The organism is Desulfurobacteriaceae bacterium, from assembly GCA_039832905.1.
Taxonomy (GTDB): Bacteria; Aquificota; Aquificia; order Desulfurobacteriales; family Desulfurobacteriaceae; genus Desulfurobacterium.
Genome location: JBDOLX010000044.1, coordinates 1 through 14282, shown reverse-complemented (window position 1 = coordinate 14282; position 14282 = coordinate 1). Strand labels below are relative to the sequence as shown.

Below are 14282 nucleotides of genomic sequence, written 5' to 3'. Positions count from 1 at the left end.
GTATAAGGTGTTAACTTCTTTGTTAACGCTCTCGGTGCTTATATCTGTAAAAAAGATTCTCTTATCCTCTGTTTTACCCACTTTTACATAATCTTCTTTTTTGGTAAAGTATTTATCTATTTTGGAATTAAAAAGTAATGGTTTAAAGTTTGAAGAGAATCCGTTTTTTAACCTGTTTATGCTAAATTTAAAAGAAAAATTACTTATCAGCTTTTTAATTTGTTGAGCTATTTCAAAATTGCTTTTTTTATCGTTTTTAATAACCTTTTTTAGTTCTTTTTGAAATTGTTTTAAAATTCTTTTTTCGCTTTCGGCAACTTCTGTTTTTAGTTGTTCTTCTGTTTTTATAACGTCAAAATTATCAATTCCTAAAATGTCATAATTTTCCGGTTTTTTGGTGTTATTAATGCTTAAAACCTCTTGATTTTTTACGGATTCTGTGTTACAATTATTAATGTTAAGTTTAGCAAAAAGTGAGTCGTCCGGACTGACAATCGGTTTATTATAGCCGAAATATGATAGATAACTGGGCGATGGATAAATATTTGCGTTTCTCATTTTAAGCTCCTTTCTTTCTATTTTTCGAATAATACTCTTTCAGGATTCTTAACAAAATATTCCATTAACTTTAATAGCGTTGGACTTTTTTTAAGGCCGAATTTTTTTATAGTATCATTAAACTCTTCGTAAATTTTATTAAAATCTTTGAACCTATTAATGTTTTTTAGGTATACAGTAACTTTTAGAATACTGCACTTACTTGCCCCAGCTTTGTTAAGAATTGCTTCTAGATTTTTTAGAGCTTGAACTACCTGATTTTCAAAACCTTCTGCAAGCTTTCCTGTTTTAGGATCTACTCCTATTTGACCTGCAGTGAAAACAAGATTTCCACTGAGTATCCCTTGGGAGTAGGGTCCAAGAGGCAATGGAGCATTTTCAGTTATTATCACCTTCATTTTTCTTACCTCTTTAAAAGTTTTTTACAAAAATAGGTTGAAACTCTAATCTTACAATCTTATATTTTGCGTTAATAAAGGTGAAATTGGAATTCTGATTATTTAATATGTTAATTGTTTAGAAAGCTTGATTCTGAATAAATATTGATTATAATTATTTCTAACAGTAAAAATTCCGGAGGTACTATGGCTAAGAGGAAGGAAAATATTATCCTTGACGATGAAAGAATTGAAGAGGGAGCAGAATGTTTAAAAGCTCTTGCTTCCCCAGTGAGACTTAAGATACTCTTTACACTTAAAGAAAAACCTATGTGCGTAACAGATCTAGAACAGGAACTGGGAATTTCGCAGTCTTCACTATCTCAACACCTTAGAACACTAAGGTACAAAGGAATCGTTGCAAAAACCAGAAAAGGAAATAAAGTATACTATACTATCTCATCAGATGCTTTTAGAGAACTTTTAAACATTCTTCCTCAGATAGCTTGTTTCAGGGGTTAAGTAAGTGTTTGGGAAACTCTTTAAGAGAAAGTTAAAAGCAGAGGATAAGCCTCAGTCTACTGTTCCAACGGGGCTTTGGATTAAGTGTGAGGAGTGTAAGTCTTTGCTTTTTCGTGGAGAGCTTGAAAGCAATCTGATGGTTTGTCCAAAGTGTGGATATCACTTTCCTGTACCAGCTAAAGACAGACTTTATATGCTTTTCGATAAGGGTAGTTTTGAGGAACTTGATATCGATTTGGAGCCAAAGGATGTACTTGGCTTTGTGGATAAGAAACCATACACTGAAAGGTTAAAGCAGGCACAAGAAAAAACAGGTTTAAAGGATGCGGTTGTAAACGCTAAAGGAAAAATTGATGGTAAAGATGTTTTAGTTAGCTGTTTTGACTTCCGCTTTATGGGCGGTAGTATGGGCTCGGTGGTCGGCGAGAAGATAACGAGAAATATAGAAAGGGCTGCAGAGAATGGAATTCCGTTCATCTGTATTTCTGCCTCTGGCGGTGCGAGAATGCAAGAAGGGGTTGTTTCTTTAATGCAGATGGCAAAGACTTCTGCAGCCCTTACACTCCTTGAGGAAAGGGGGGTTCCATATATCTCCGTCCTTACCCATCCTACAATGGGCGGAGTATCTGCGAGCTTTGCTTTCCTTGGGGATGTGATAATTGCAGAGCCTAAGGCTCTTATTGGTTTCGCCGGCCCCCGAGTCATAGAGCAAACTATTCGCCAAAAGCTTCCTAAAGGTTTCCAGCGTTCAGAGTTCTTGTTGGAACATGGACTTATAGATATGGTGGTAGAACGTAAAGAACTGAAAAGTACGCTATCAAAATTGATAGAATTATTTTGCTAAATACAGAGAGGGAGGAATTTATGGCATCCAGTAAAGCTCAAAGACTTGCAAGAACAATAATTGCAGACTTTTTTCTCTATAACCAAGAAAAAATAGATTCAGCGTTAAAAAATGATAACTTATTTGAAGTCCTTGGAGATGAAATAGAGGACTCTATTAAGTTCTTTACTGAACACGTAAAAGATGGAGATCTAACTATCTTCTGGGATACGCTTTTTAATAGACTCATGCAAAGAGAAGCTAAGCTTGTAGAAGGCTAATGTTTGAAAGAGAAATAAAGCTTTTAAAGGGTAAGCTAAAAAGCAAAGAACCAGTTAAGTGTTTTGGTCTACCGGGAGCTTCTAAAGGTTTTATTCTAAAAGAGATAAAAAAAGTTCTTTCTCCTTTTTTTCTGTTAGTCCCTTCTGAAAATGTAGCTGAACTATTGGCAGAGGACTTAAAAAGATTTGGTTTTTCTGTAGTTTACCTTCCAGCTTGGGATGTTCCCCCTTTAGATGTGTCTTCTCCACTTTCTCTTTATCAGTATAAAAGGTTAAAAGCTCTTTACAAGATGCTTTCTCAAAAGTTTGATGTGGTTGTTCTTACGCCTTCTTCATTTTTGCAAAAAGTTCCTTCCATAGATGAGTTTCTTAACTACATAGTAGAAATTGAAAATCAAGAGGAAATTTCATATCAAGAACTTCCTAAGAAACTCACTATTCTGGGTTATAGACGGGTTGACAGTGAACCAGAAGAAGGGGAATTTAGCCTTAGGGGAGATACTCTCGAGGTTGTAACTCCTCTTGGTGAGAGAGTAGTCTTTGAATTTTTTGGGGATACAGTAGAGAAAATAACGGTGGATAATAAAGAAGTAGAAAGATTTGTTATTGTTCCAACTTTAGAACTTCCGGTTGATGAGGAAAAGTTAAACAGGATTTCAAAAATTTATCCAGAAATTGTTGAAAGACACTTGATACTTGGCGAGATAAGCGGAGCCGAAAAGCTACTGCCAGATGTGATGGAACTCGTTCCCATCACAGATTACACGGGAGAGTTGCCTTTAGTGGTTTTAGAACCGGATCAAGTAAGAACAGCCGGTGAAACTTTTATAAAAGCTGTAGAAGAAAATTTCGAAATATTAAAAAAAGAAGGTATACCTTCTGCAAAACCTGAAGACTTTATCTTTCATGGAGAGTTTAAGCCTACGATTTCTATTTATGAGAAATCCATAAAGGAAGGAATAGACTTTGGAATATCTCCTCTTCCACCTGTAAACGATGAGAATTTAGAAGAAATATTTCGGTCTTTAGAAGGATATAAAGTAAGCCTCTTTTATACTACTGAAACTCTAAAAGTAGAAGCAGAAAAACTGGCTAAGAAGTATGGACTGGAACTTGAAGCGGAAAAGGGAGTTTCTTCTGGAGGCTTTAAGCTTCTAAATAAGAAGGTTGCTTGGCTTACAGAGTCGGAAGTTCTCATTGAAGTTAACAAAAAAGAAGATATCACCACTTTAGAACCCGGAACTCTTGTTGTTCATAGGGACTACGGGATAGGAATATTCCGAGGAATAGTAAGTAGAGAAATAAGAGGAAAAACTTTTGACTTTATAGAAATTGAGTATGCTGGTGGAGAAAGACTTTACGCTCCTTTTACTCAAATAGATAGGATTTATAAGTACTCAGGGTATAAAGGAAAGTCTCCAAAGCTTGATAAACTTGGGGGAACCTCTTGGAAAAACCTTGAAAGGAAAATAAAGGCATCCCTTGTAAAGTTTGCCAAGGAACTAGCAGAGCTTTATAAAGAAAGAAAGACTTCAAAAGGTGAAAGAATTATTGGAGATGAAACTTTAATAAGAGAATTTGAAAAACGTTTCCCTTATAAACCAACTCCTGACCAGTTAAAAACTATAAGAGAAGTATATAAAGATATGGAATCTAACAAACCTATGGATAGGTGAATTTGTGGAGATGTTGGTTATGGAAAGACAGAAGTAGCAATGAGAGCCGCTATGAAAGCGGTCTCTGCAGGAAAGCAAGTAGCCCTTATTGCCCCGACTACAATTTTGGTTGACCAGCACTATAGAACCTTTAGGAAACGTTTCAAAGGTTTTCCTGTCAAGATAGAAGCAATTTCTCGCTTTAAGACAAAGAAGGAACAAAAGGAAATCTTAGAAAGACTCAAAAAAGGAGAAATAGATATAATTATTGGAACCCATAGACTTACTCAAGACGATGTAGAGTTTAAAAATTTAGGACTTTTAATAATAGATGAGGAACACCGTTTTGGAGTAAAAACAAAAGAAAAACTCACAAAAATGAAGAAAAACCTTGATGTTCTTTATCTTTCTGCTACTCCAATTCCAAGAACACTTTATTCTGCCCTTTCTGGATTTAGGGACATTTCCGTTATAGAAACGCCACCTCCCGGAAGAAGGGGAACAAAAGTAGTTGTTTCCAAATACTCAGATAAGATACTGAAAACAGCGATAGAGAGGGAGCTTGAAAGGAATGGACAGGTTTTTATTGTTCAAAACGATATAGATGAACTTGAACCTCTAAAAGAAAAAATAGAAACGATGTTTCCAGATGTTCCTATTGATATCGTTCATGGCCAGATGAAGGCAGACAAAATAGAGAGAGTAATGCACAACTTTTTTGAAGGGAAGATAAAAATCTTAATTTCAACTTCTATTGTTGAGTCAGGACTTGATGTTCCCTCTGCAAATACTTTAATCGTTATTGGAGCAGAAAAGTTTGGACTTTCTCAGCTTTATCAGCTTAGAGGAAGAGTTGGTAGAGGAGTTGAGAAAGGTTACTGTTATCTTCTAACTTCAAAGGATGCAAAACTCACACCTTCTGCTATTAAGAGACTTGAGGCAATGAAAAAAATTTCCCCTTTAGGTGGTGGTTTCCAGCTTGCAATGAAGGATTTAGAAATAAGAGGAGCTGGAACTTTACTTGGTCCAAAGCAGAGCGGTTTTGTTAACACTGTTGGCTTAGACCTTTACATAAAACTCTTTGAGGAGGTTAAGACTCAAAAAGAAGAGGAAGATGTAAAAGTTAACATACCGGTAGAGGCGTTTATTCCTGAGGACTACATAGAGGATACGAAAGAAAGGTCGAAGGTTTACGGTCAGCTTTCGAGGTCGGAAAACCCAGAAAAAGTTTTAAAAGAAATAGAGAAAATTCACGGTGTTCTGCCAGATCTTGTTAATATGTTCAAAATAATGAAGATAAAAAAACTTGCAAAAGAGATAGGTATTAAAGAAGTTTCTATGACAGAGTCAGGGAAGCTTATTTTAACTTTCAGTGATTCTCCCAACATCTTGCCGGATACCATAGTTAAGTTTGTAAAATCCAAAGGTGCAACTTTTACGCCGGATAAAAAACTTTACGTTGATGCTAAAAGCTTGGACGATATTCTAAAAATATTAGAAGATTTAAGGAGTGAAGAATGAGAAAACTTTTAGGCTTTTTTCTTGCACTGGAAATTGTGGCTGTATTTCCACTATCCACTTTTAATACTTCACACATGGCAAAAGCTGATACTGTAAGAGTTGATAGGAAAACAAAAAAGGAGTTTTTTAAAGCTGTAAAAGAGGGAGATGTTGAGAAAGTAAAAGAAATCTTAAGGAGAGGAGTTCCAGTAGACATAAAGGACAAATTTGGGTGGACACCACTTTTTCACGCTGTTGACCTTAATAACTATAAGCTTGTAAAGCTTCTAGTAAATCACGGTGCAAATGTAAACGAAAAAGATTACTTTGATTTTTCTCCTTTACATCAAGCGGCTATCAGAAACAATTTGCCGATAGCAAAACTTCTCGTAGAGCATGGGGCCAACGTTAACGCAAAAGACAAGTATGGATATACACCTTTACACGTGGCGACCATTTACAATAGCTATAGGGTAGCGAAGTTTTTAATAGATAAAGGAGCAAATGTTAATGCTAAAGATAGTTACGGGAATACTCCCTTACACTACTGTGCAACGACAAAAGGAAGTCAAAGATTAGCTAAACTTTTACTTTTAAAGGGTGCAGATCCGAATATGAAGAACAATAGAGGAAAAACACCTTTGGATCTTGCAAATAGTGTTAAAAACCATGTTGTTTCGAAAGTTATTGTTGATTTCCTGAAAAATAAACAAACCCAAGGAAAGTAAAGGGGGAGTTGTGAAAAAACTTTTAGCAGTCTTAATAGCTTTATTTTCTCTTGCTACTGCCAATGCTGGGATTAATACACTTTACAGTTGGAAAGAAGGATACGAGCACGGTAGGAAAGTTAACGTTATGTTTGAATATTCATTTTCTAACAATGGTATTTTTGACAATGTAAAAAGAGTAGAGATAGCCTTCCTTAAGTATAAAAATTACCTAAGACATGGTGGGTCTTTTGCTTTTGGTTGGAAGAAATTTGAAAGTAAAGGAATAAGACACGTTGAAGGAATGTATAACTTTCTTCTTCAGATACCTTACTTTGGGGCAGACAGAAAAATTCTTGTAGTTGCCGATATGTTCTCTGTTATTCCTTTTGGAGGTATGGCTTTAGGATTAGGACTTCATTCAGATGATTTTCCTTCTGCTTACAAGTTCAGTGACAGTCAAGACTGGTTAAAAGATTTCGTTCAAAACTATGTGATTGCAAGGCTAAAAATTGGAGCGGACATCGTAATAGCTGATGGTTTAGCCGTTCAGTTTTTGTTCACTAAAGATTTAACAATGGAAAAAGCTTACTCTTTTGGTGTGGGAATAAATGTAGATTTTTAGGGGCTATATCCTGTTAGTTTCCTTTCCTCTTCTTTATTTTTTCCTTTAGCTTAGCTAAAATCATTAGAGCTTCTAGAGGAGTTGTCGTTGAGATTTCAACCTTTTCAAGTTCTCTAACAATTTCGCTTTCAACTTCTTTCGTTTTTGTTTCGTAAAAGACCTTTTTTTCCTCTGCAACCTTTAAAAGAGGGAGCTCTTCTTTAGTTTTTTCTACTTCTTCTCTTTCCTTTCTTTCAATTTCATTCAAGATCTCTTTTGCTCTCTCTACAACTTCTTTTGGTAGTCCTGCTAACTCTGCAACATGGATTCCGTAAGATTTCTCAGATGCTCCCGGAAGGACTTTGTGAGTAAAGATTATTTTATTTTCAACTTCTTCTACAGATACATGAAGGTTCTTTACTCCTTCTATTTTTTCTTCTAACTCTGTAAGTTCGTGATAGTGGGTAGCAAAAAGGGTTTTTGCTCTTACTTTGGTTGATATATATTCGACCACCGCCCTTGCAATACTCATTCCATCGTAAGTGCTTGTTCCCCTTCCTATTTCATCTAGTATAACAAGGCTTTTTGAAGTTGCATTTTTCAAAATGTTTGCAGTTTCCACCATTTCCATCATGAAGGTAGAAAGACCCCGTGTTAAGTTGTCCGCTGCTCCAACCCTTGAAAATACTCTATCAACTATTCCAATTTCTGCACGTTTTGCAGGAACAAAGGAACCTATCTGTGCCATTATTGTGATAAGGGCGGTTTGTCTTAAATAAACCGATTTTCCTCCCATGTTTGGGCCGGTAACTATTAGGATGAAACCTTCCTTTGTTAATTCCACATCGTTGGGAATAAAGTCCTCTTCAAGAAACTTTTCAAGAACAGGATGTTTTCCTTCTTTTATCCTTATTTCAAAACTTTCAGTAATCTCAGGCTTTGTATATCCTCTCTCTATTGCAACTTTTGAAAAAGAAAGAAGAACATCGATAGTTCCTATTTTTTCCGCTGTATTTTGAATTCTTTCGGCATTTTGCGAAACAAATCGCCGTAAGTTTACAAAAATTTCATACTCAAGTTTTTCTATTCTTTCTTGAGAAGAAAGAACTTTCTCCTCAAACTCCTTAAGCTCTGGAGTTATAAATCTTTCTGCATTAACAAGGGTCTGTTTTCTGATGTAGTCCTTAGGAACAAGGTGTAAATTTGCCTTTGAAACTTCTATATAATAACCAAAGACATTGTTAAAACCGATTTTCAAACTCGAAATGCCGGTTCTTTTTCTTTCCCTTTCTTCAATTGATTTAATAATTTTTTCTCCTTCACTTTTTATTCTTCTTAGTTCGTCAAGTTCTTTGTTTACTCCTTCTTTTACAATTCCACCTTCTTTGGGAGAAAAGGGAGGATTTTCCACTAAAATTCTTTCAAGCTCGCAGTAGATGTCGTAAAGGTCGTCAAAACTTTCATAGATTTTCTTAAGAAGAGGAGATTTAAGATTGGAAAGTGTTTTCTTTAAGTTCTTTAAAACTTTTAAAGAAGCCCTTAAAGAAGCTAAGTCTTTTGGAGTTGCTATTCCGGAAGTTATTTTTGATAAAAGTCTTTCTACATCGTAAACTTTTGAAAGAATTTCCGAAACTTCTTCTCTTAGAGAGGAATTGTTTATTAGTTCCTCAACGGCTAAAAGTCTTTCTTCTATCTCCTTTTTATTCTTTAAAGGATGGAGTATCCAGAACTTTAGAAGTCTTCTTCCCATTCCTGTTTTTGTTCTATTTAAGACCCCAAAAAGAGAGGCATTTGTAAGTCTTTCGTTTATTGGTTCTACAAGTTCCAAGTTCTTTTGAGTTTGAGGGTCAAGGTATATGTATTTTTCTCCAGTGTATCTTTTGGGAGGTTTTATCTTTGGGGTAAATTCTAGTTGTGTTTCTTCTATAAAATCCAAAAGTCCAGCTAAGGCTTTCTGTTCACTCTCCCTTTCTAAATCCAAAGTGTTTACTCTTCTTGTCTCGAAAAAGTCTTTGTCTCTTTCTTCTATTTTTGCGTCCTGTAAGACCTCTTTTATTAAAGAGGAATCCTGAAAACCGCTTGGAACGATTATCTCTATTGGTTTAAATTTTGAAAGGATGGACTTTAAACCTTCCTCATTAACTGTAGTGAAAAAGAGATCTCCCGTTGAAAGTTCAGTAAAGGCAACGCTAAAAAGATCTTTTGAAGGGTATATTGACATTAAAAATCTATCCTCTGTTTCATCTTCAAAGTATGTTCCAGGAGTTATTACTCTTACAACTCCCCTGTCTACAACTTTTTTTCCAGGCTTTGGCTCTTCAAGTTGTTCACAGATTGCAACTTTATAACCTTTCCTAACAAGTTTTGCTATGTATCCATCTACTGAGTGGTAAGGGACACCGCACATTGGTGCCCGCTCTCCAGTTTTTCCAAAAGGCCTTGAAGTTAAGGCTATCTCAAGCTCTCTTGAAGCAATTTCTGCATCCTCAAAAAACATCTCAAAAAAGTCTCCCATTCTGAACATCAAGATTGCATCTTTGTACTTTTCCTTTATCTCTAAATACTGTTTTAAGGCTGGAGTTAGATTACTCTCTGTTTTCTTCTTTGCCACTTTGAACCCCGCAAGACTCTACTCTGTATTCTTCGTTTAGCCACTTTGAAAGGTCGGCAAGCTTACATTTTTCACTACAAAACGGACGGTAAGGATTACCTTCCCAAGTCGCTTCCTTTTTGCAATTTGGGCAAACAATCTTTCTCATTTAAAGTCTCCCTGTGGTTTTAACTGAGGATAAAAAATATATTTCTCTAACCAAAATTGGGCTATGAGGAAAAAATGGAAGTAGTAGTTGATAAAGAGAAAAAAGGAATGAGACTTGACCAATTTTTGGCAAGTATTGTGGATATATCCCGCTCCCAAGCAAAACATCTTATAGAAGACGGAGAAGTCAGCATTAATGGAAAAATTGTTAAAAAACCTTCCTATAAAGTTAAAGAAGGAGAAACCGTTGCCTTTGAAATTCCGGAGCCTGTTCCTTTGGACTTAGAACCTGAAGATATACCTTTAGACATTGTTTATGAAGATGAAGACGTAATTGTTATTAATAAACCGGCTGGGCTTGTTGTTCATCCGGCTCCGGGACATTACAGTGGAACACTTGTAAATGCCCTTTTACACCACGTTAAAGATTTCCAAGGAATAAATGGAACGCTCCGTCCTGGAATTGTTCATAGACTAGACAAAGACACAGCAGGGCTTTTGGTTGTTGCTAAAAACGACTTAGCCCAACAGTCTTTAATAGAACAGTTTAAAAGTAGAACTGTTGGGAGGTTCTACAAGGCTTTAATCTTTGGAATTCCGAGAAAGGATTACGATAGAATAGTTGTTCCAATAGGTAGAGATAAATTTGACAGAAAAAAGTTTTCTCCTAACACAACTTCTCCAAAAGAGGCTATTACCAACTATTGGGTTTTAGAAAAGTTTGAAAATCACAATATTTCTTTAATAAAGTGCAAACTTGAAACGGGAAGAACACACCAAATAAGAGTCCATATGTCTTACTTGGGGTATCCTTTGCTTGGAGATAAAACTTACGGTTTTAAACCTTCCCGTATAAAGGACGAGAATTTAAGGAATCTCATAGAAGAAATGGGAATGCACGCCCTCTGTGCGTATTACCTTTCCTTCAAACATCCGAGAACGGGGAAGGTTTTAGAGTTTGAAGTTCCTCTTCCAGAAGGGATGGAGAGGGTTATTGAGTATTTGAGGGGGGATGGACAGTAAATCTCAATTTGTACATGCCTTATCCCCCCTAACCTCCAAAATACCTTTCCAAAAATTCCCTTTTAAACTCGCTAAACTTTCCTTCTTTTATAGCCTCACGAATTTTTTTCATCAAAGTAGAGTAAAAATGTAAGTTGTGAATAGTGTTAAGAATTGCAGCATTTATATGTTTAGAAACGTAGAGGTGGCGAAGGTAGGCCTTTGTAAAGTTCCTACACGTATAGCAATCACATTCGGGGTCTAAAGGAGTAAAGTCGTTTTTATATTTAGCAGCTTTTATGTTTACTTTCCCCCTTGAAGTAAAAAGAGTTCCGTTCCTTGCGTTTCGTGTTGGAATTACACAGTCAAACATATCAACGCCAGCTTCTACTGCTTCTAAAATGTCCTCAGGTTTCCCAACTCCCATGAGATACCGAGGCTTTTCAAAGGGAAGTAAAGGAGCTGTAAGCCTTGTTATTTTGTACATTTCTTCTTTTGGTTCTCCAACGCTTAAGCCCCCGATGGCAAAACCCTCGAAAGGGAGGTCTTTCAACATTTCAACACACTTTTTTCTTAAATCTTCATAAACTCCTCCTTGAACTATCCCAAAAATAGCGGTTTTATCGGTTGTTCTTGCTCTAACGCTTCTTAAGGCCCATCTTACCGTTCTCTCCATAGATTCTTTAGCGTATTCGTAGCTTGCAGGATAAGGAGTACACTCATCTAAAACCATTCCAATATCTACTCCCATTCTTTCTTCAAGCTCTACAACCTTTTCAGGAGAGAAAAAGTGTTCTGAACCGTCAAGGTGGGACTTAAAGTAAATACCTTCTTCTGTAATTTTTACAAACTTTCCAAGGCTGAAAACTTGAAATCCGCCGCTATCGGTAAGGATAAGTCTACCCCAGCCGGAAAATTTATGAAGTCCTCCTGCAGCTTCTATCGTTTCAATACCTGGTCTTAAATAAAGATGGTAAACGTTCGCAAGAACTAAGGAATATCCCATTTCTTCTATTTTGTCCCAAGTGATTCCCTTAACTGCTCCAAGAGTTCCTACCGGCATAAAACAAGGGGTTTTCGTTTCTCCGTGTGTTCCTCTTAATATCCCATACCTTGCGTTTCCACTTGTGGCTAAAACCTTATATTCCATGTATAATTCTCCCGATGAAAAGTTTGTGGTTAATTATACTTTTAACTTTCATAGCTTCTAACTCGTTTGCTCTGACAGCTCAAAGAGCTAAAGAATTTTTAAAGACGTTAGAATCTAACGATTTTTGTTCTACTGAGTTTTACGAAAAGTTCAAGAATACAGAACTTTCCGACTTAGCAATTTCTCTTTTTATAGACTCCTGTTTTGTAAAAAAAGAGTATGAAAAAATTTCAAAAGTAGAAGAAAATCCTAAGGAATACTATTTTCTCATAGAAAAGGCTTATGCTTTAAAGAAAGTAGGGAGAGAAAAAGAGTCTAAAAAACTATTTAGAACTGTATTCTCTAAGACAAATAGATTTGATGAGTGGATATTAACCCTTAATGCTGGAGATACAAAGTATCTTTTCACTCCTAAGATTTTAAGAAGGAAAGTTTGGAAAGCTCTTTCAGAAAGAAATTTTGATATTGCAGAAATTTACCTTTCACTTTTAGAAAATGATCCTTATTATCATCTTTTAAAAGGTATTTTCTACTTAAAGCAAAGAAAATACAATTTGGCTCGAAAAGAGTTGGAAAAATCTGAAAAATCAGAAAAGTACTTCTACCTTGCCTTCATAGCACGGTCTAGTGCTGAAAGGTTTTATTACTATCAAAAAGCAATTTCTTCAAACATTTCCTCCTATTCAAAGAAAAGACTTACTGTTTACGTTCTTGACAAGTTTTTGTATCAAGATAAAGGATTCTTTAGAAAGGCTTTAAACTTAGCAAGGAAAGTAGATAAGAAACTATACAAAGAGTATCTTGTCAAATACTTCGTCTTAACTGGAAATATAGATGAGGCTTTGAAAGTTTTAAAAACCTTACAGGGTGAGAAGTATAGGGCTTGGGAAGTTGTTCTCTACAATAAGTTTAAAAGAGTAGAGAAGAATTTTAACTCCAATAATGTTAGTTTCTATTCAATCCTTTTAAATAGAGAGAAACCCTCTTTTCTCAGAGGAGTTCTTCCAAAGAAAGAGGATGTTTCTGATGAAGGTATAAGGTTTTTATTGGAAAAGGGAAGATGTGATATTTTGGAATTTGTAAATGGAAAGAGTCCATCAATAGCACTTGCTCACTATTTTTGCGGTGAGTATAAAAGAGCTATAAAAGAAGCCTTTCCTTTTAAAAAGGAACAAACGAAGTATCCTTTCCTTCTTTATGTTCTTTATCCAAAGCCAGAGGTTTTTGGAAACGATTTAATTTCCCTCTCTTTGGCAAGACAGGAGAGTCTTTTTGACGAGCTCGCTCTTTCCCGTTCCGGAGCTATGGGGCTTATGCAAATAATGCCTTTTACAGGAAAGTACATAGCTAAAAAACTAAAGGTAGAAAACTTTAAAGTTTCTCAGCTTTTTGACCCTGAAGTTAACTACAGATTTGGATCTTTTTACATTAACGAGCTACTAAAGCAGTTCTCTCTATTTCCTCTTGCTGCAGCCTCTTACAACGCTGGTCCTACAAGGATAAAAAGGGCATTAAAACTTTTCGGTAAAGTGGAAGACGTTTACGATCTAGTAATCTTTACGGACTTTTACATTCCTTTTGAGGAAACCCGTAATTACGTTAAGAAAGTTTTAACCAACTATTATTACTATTCTCAACTTTACGGGGAAGAAACCGATAACTTAAACACTGGAGTGATAAAAACCTCTTCTCCATCGGTAAAAGTTGAAACTTCTCCAAGTTTTGAAAGTTCAAGAACTGCCAAAAAGTAGGTAATTGCTTCAAGTTTGCAGGAACTCTTTTTAATAAAGTCGGAAAGAGGAAGAAGATACTTTCCTTTTAACGACTCTTTAATTTCAGCCATCTTTTCAGATACTTTAAAAGCATCGCTTGAAATGTTTATCCCTATCTTTATTTTTGGCTTAAAGGACTTTCTTAAAACATTTTCAAAAGCAAGTTTTAAGTCATAAACAGTATTGGCTATTTTTATCTTGTCCTGAAACTGAAAGATTAGATCGGAAGGATCGTTAGTGAAAAATCTTAAAGCTCTATCTTCCAGTTCTTCTAAAACTTTGGCTGCTTTTTTGGACTTTAGGTACTCCTCTATTATCTGAACTATTTTCTTTCTCGGGTCTTCATCATCGTCTTTTGGTATCAAAAGTTCAGACTTGATTCCAGAATATAAACTTAAACAAGGAGAAGCGGTAGGAGAGATTAAAACCGAAAAGTTTTATAATGAACACTCTGCACACCTCATGGAAGAGTATCTCAAAGATGAGGAAATACTGGACTTACGTGCTGGCTTTTACGACAAGTTCTACAAACCTACTAAACCCTACACGACACTCAAGTTCATCAAAGATGGA

General features: G+C 35.7%; 16 protein-coding genes. 10 read left to right on the top strand and 6 right to left on the bottom strand.

Annotation, left to right across the window (positions count from 1 at the left end; genetic code table 11):
- Both ABGX27_03340 and ABGX27_03335 read right to left on the bottom strand, forming a co-directional pair.
- A partial coding sequence (locus tag ABGX27_03340) for a hypothetical protein (GenBank protein ID MEO2068526.1) occupies positions 1-558 on the bottom strand: 558 nt, incomplete at its 3' end.
- Positions 559-575: 17 nt separating this feature from the next.
- On the bottom strand, positions 576-956 hold the full coding sequence (locus ABGX27_03335) for a Rid family detoxifying hydrolase (GenBank protein MEO2068525.1): 381 nt from the start codon (positions 954-956) through the stop codon (positions 576-578).
- A gap of 186 nt (positions 957-1142) precedes the next feature.
- Between ABGX27_03335 and ABGX27_03330 the strand changes: the two genes are divergently transcribed.
- The 7 genes from ABGX27_03330 to ABGX27_03300 are packed head-to-tail and all read left to right on the top strand — an operon-like array spanning position 1143 to position 7048.
- The gene (locus tag ABGX27_03330; GenBank protein ID MEO2068524.1) at positions 1143-1457 is read left to right on the top strand and encodes a metalloregulator ArsR/SmtB family transcription factor; all 315 of its coding nucleotides are present in this window, start codon (positions 1143-1145) and stop codon (positions 1455-1457) included.
- 4 nt (positions 1458-1461) lie between these two features.
- The gene (gene accD, locus ABGX27_03325; GenBank protein ID MEO2068523.1) at positions 1462-2301 is read left to right on the top strand and encodes an acetyl-CoA carboxylase, carboxyltransferase subunit beta; all 840 of its coding nucleotides are present in this window, start codon (positions 1462-1464) and stop codon (positions 2299-2301) included.
- A gap of 20 nt (positions 2302-2321) precedes the next feature.
- Positions 2322-2561: a hypothetical protein gene (locus ABGX27_03320; GenBank protein ID MEO2068522.1), complete on the top strand. Its 240-nt coding sequence runs from the start codon at positions 2322-2324 to the stop codon at positions 2559-2561.
- Positions 2561-4237 (top strand): CarD family transcriptional regulator, encoded by a 1677-nt coding sequence (locus ABGX27_03315; GenBank protein MEO2068521.1) that lies wholly within the window; start codon positions 2561-2563, stop codon positions 4235-4237. Before ABGX27_03320 ends, ABGX27_03315 begins: the two co-directional genes overlap by 1 nt.
- The gene (locus ABGX27_03310) at positions 4238-5737 is read left to right on the top strand and encodes a DEAD/DEAH box helicase (GenBank protein ID MEO2068520.1); all 1500 of its coding nucleotides are present in this window, start codon (positions 4238-4240) and stop codon (positions 5735-5737) included.
- Positions 5734-6444: an ankyrin repeat domain-containing protein gene (locus ABGX27_03305; GenBank protein ID MEO2068519.1), complete on the top strand. Its 711-nt coding sequence runs from the start codon at positions 5734-5736 to the stop codon at positions 6442-6444. Before ABGX27_03310 ends, ABGX27_03305 begins: the two co-directional genes overlap by 4 nt.
- Positions 6445-6454: 10 nt before the next feature.
- The gene (locus ABGX27_03300; protein MEO2068518.1) at positions 6455-7048 is read left to right on the top strand and encodes a hypothetical protein; all 594 of its coding nucleotides are present in this window, start codon (positions 6455-6457) and stop codon (positions 7046-7048) included.
- A 13-nt stretch (positions 7049-7061) separates the two neighbouring features.
- On the opposite strand, the gene mutS is transcribed toward ABGX27_03300, so the two are convergent.
- The gene (mutS, locus tag ABGX27_03295; GenBank protein ID MEO2068517.1) at positions 7062-9638 is read right to left on the bottom strand and encodes a DNA mismatch repair protein MutS; all 2577 of its coding nucleotides are present in this window, start codon (positions 9636-9638) and stop codon (positions 7062-7064) included.
- The gene (yacG, locus tag ABGX27_03290) at positions 9613-9786 is read right to left on the bottom strand and encodes a DNA gyrase inhibitor YacG (protein ID MEO2068516.1); all 174 of its coding nucleotides are present in this window, start codon (positions 9784-9786) and stop codon (positions 9613-9615) included. Before yacG ends, mutS begins: the two co-directional genes overlap by 26 nt.
- Before the next feature lie 74 nt (positions 9787-9860).
- Between yacG and ABGX27_03285 the strand changes: the two genes are divergently transcribed.
- Positions 9861-10808, top strand: coding sequence for an RluA family pseudouridine synthase (locus tag ABGX27_03285; protein MEO2068515.1), 948 nt, complete (start codon positions 9861-9863; stop codon positions 10806-10808).
- Positions 10809-10836: 28 nt separating this feature from the next.
- Here the strand turns inward: ABGX27_03285 and tgt are convergent, their stop codons facing one another.
- Positions 10837-11937: a tRNA guanosine(34) transglycosylase Tgt gene (tgt, locus tag ABGX27_03280; GenBank protein MEO2068514.1), complete on the bottom strand. Its 1101-nt coding sequence runs from the start codon at positions 11935-11937 to the stop codon at positions 10837-10839.
- 14 nt (positions 11938-11951) lie between these two features.
- Between tgt and ABGX27_03275 the strand changes: the two genes are divergently transcribed.
- Complete coding sequence (locus ABGX27_03275; GenBank protein ID MEO2068513.1) at positions 11952-13688, top strand: lytic transglycosylase domain-containing protein; 1737 nt, start codon at positions 11952-11954, stop codon at positions 13686-13688.
- On the opposite strand, the gene ABGX27_03270 is transcribed toward ABGX27_03275, so the two are convergent.
- A complete protein-coding gene (locus ABGX27_03270) occupies positions 13577-14074 on the bottom strand; it encodes a segregation/condensation protein A (protein ID MEO2068512.1) in 498 nt (165 codons plus the stop codon). The two genes, ABGX27_03275 and ABGX27_03270, sit on opposite strands and share 112 nt — an antisense overlap.
- A 10-nt stretch (positions 14075-14084) precedes the next feature.
- Between ABGX27_03270 and ABGX27_03265 the strand changes: the two genes are divergently transcribed.
- On the top strand, positions 14085-14282 hold a 198-nt coding region (locus tag ABGX27_03265; protein ID MEO2068511.1), incomplete at its 3' end, for a peroxide stress protein YaaA.

Coding starts and splice junctions, on each gene's coding strand:
- ABGX27_03335 (MEO2068525.1), bottom strand. CDS start 956: ATGAAGGTGATAATAACTGAAAATGCTCCATTGCCTCTTGGACCCTAC.
- ABGX27_03330 (MEO2068524.1), top strand. CDS start 1,143: ATGGCTAAGAGGAAGGAAAATATTATCCTTGACGATGAAAGAATTGAA.
- ABGX27_03320 (MEO2068522.1), top strand. CDS start 2,322: ATGGCATCCAGTAAAGCTCAAAGACTTGCAAGAACAATAATTGCAGAC.
- ABGX27_03315 (MEO2068521.1), top strand. CDS start 2,561: ATGTTTGAAAGAGAAATAAAGCTTTTAAAGGGTAAGCTAAAAAGCAAA.
- ABGX27_03305 (MEO2068519.1), top strand. CDS start 5,734: ATGAGAAAACTTTTAGGCTTTTTTCTTGCACTGGAAATTGTGGCTGTA.
- yacG (MEO2068516.1), bottom strand. CDS start 9,786: ATGAGAAAGATTGTTTGCCCAAATTGCAAAAAGGAAGCGACTTGGGAA.
- ABGX27_03285 (MEO2068515.1), top strand. CDS start 9,861: ATGGAAGTAGTAGTTGATAAAGAGAAAAAAGGAATGAGACTTGACCAA.
- tgt (MEO2068514.1), bottom strand. CDS start 11,937: ATGGAATATAAGGTTTTAGCCACAAGTGGAAACGCAAGGTATGGGATA.
- ABGX27_03275 (MEO2068513.1), top strand. CDS start 11,952: ATGAAAAGTTTGTGGTTAATTATACTTTTAACTTTCATAGCTTCTAAC.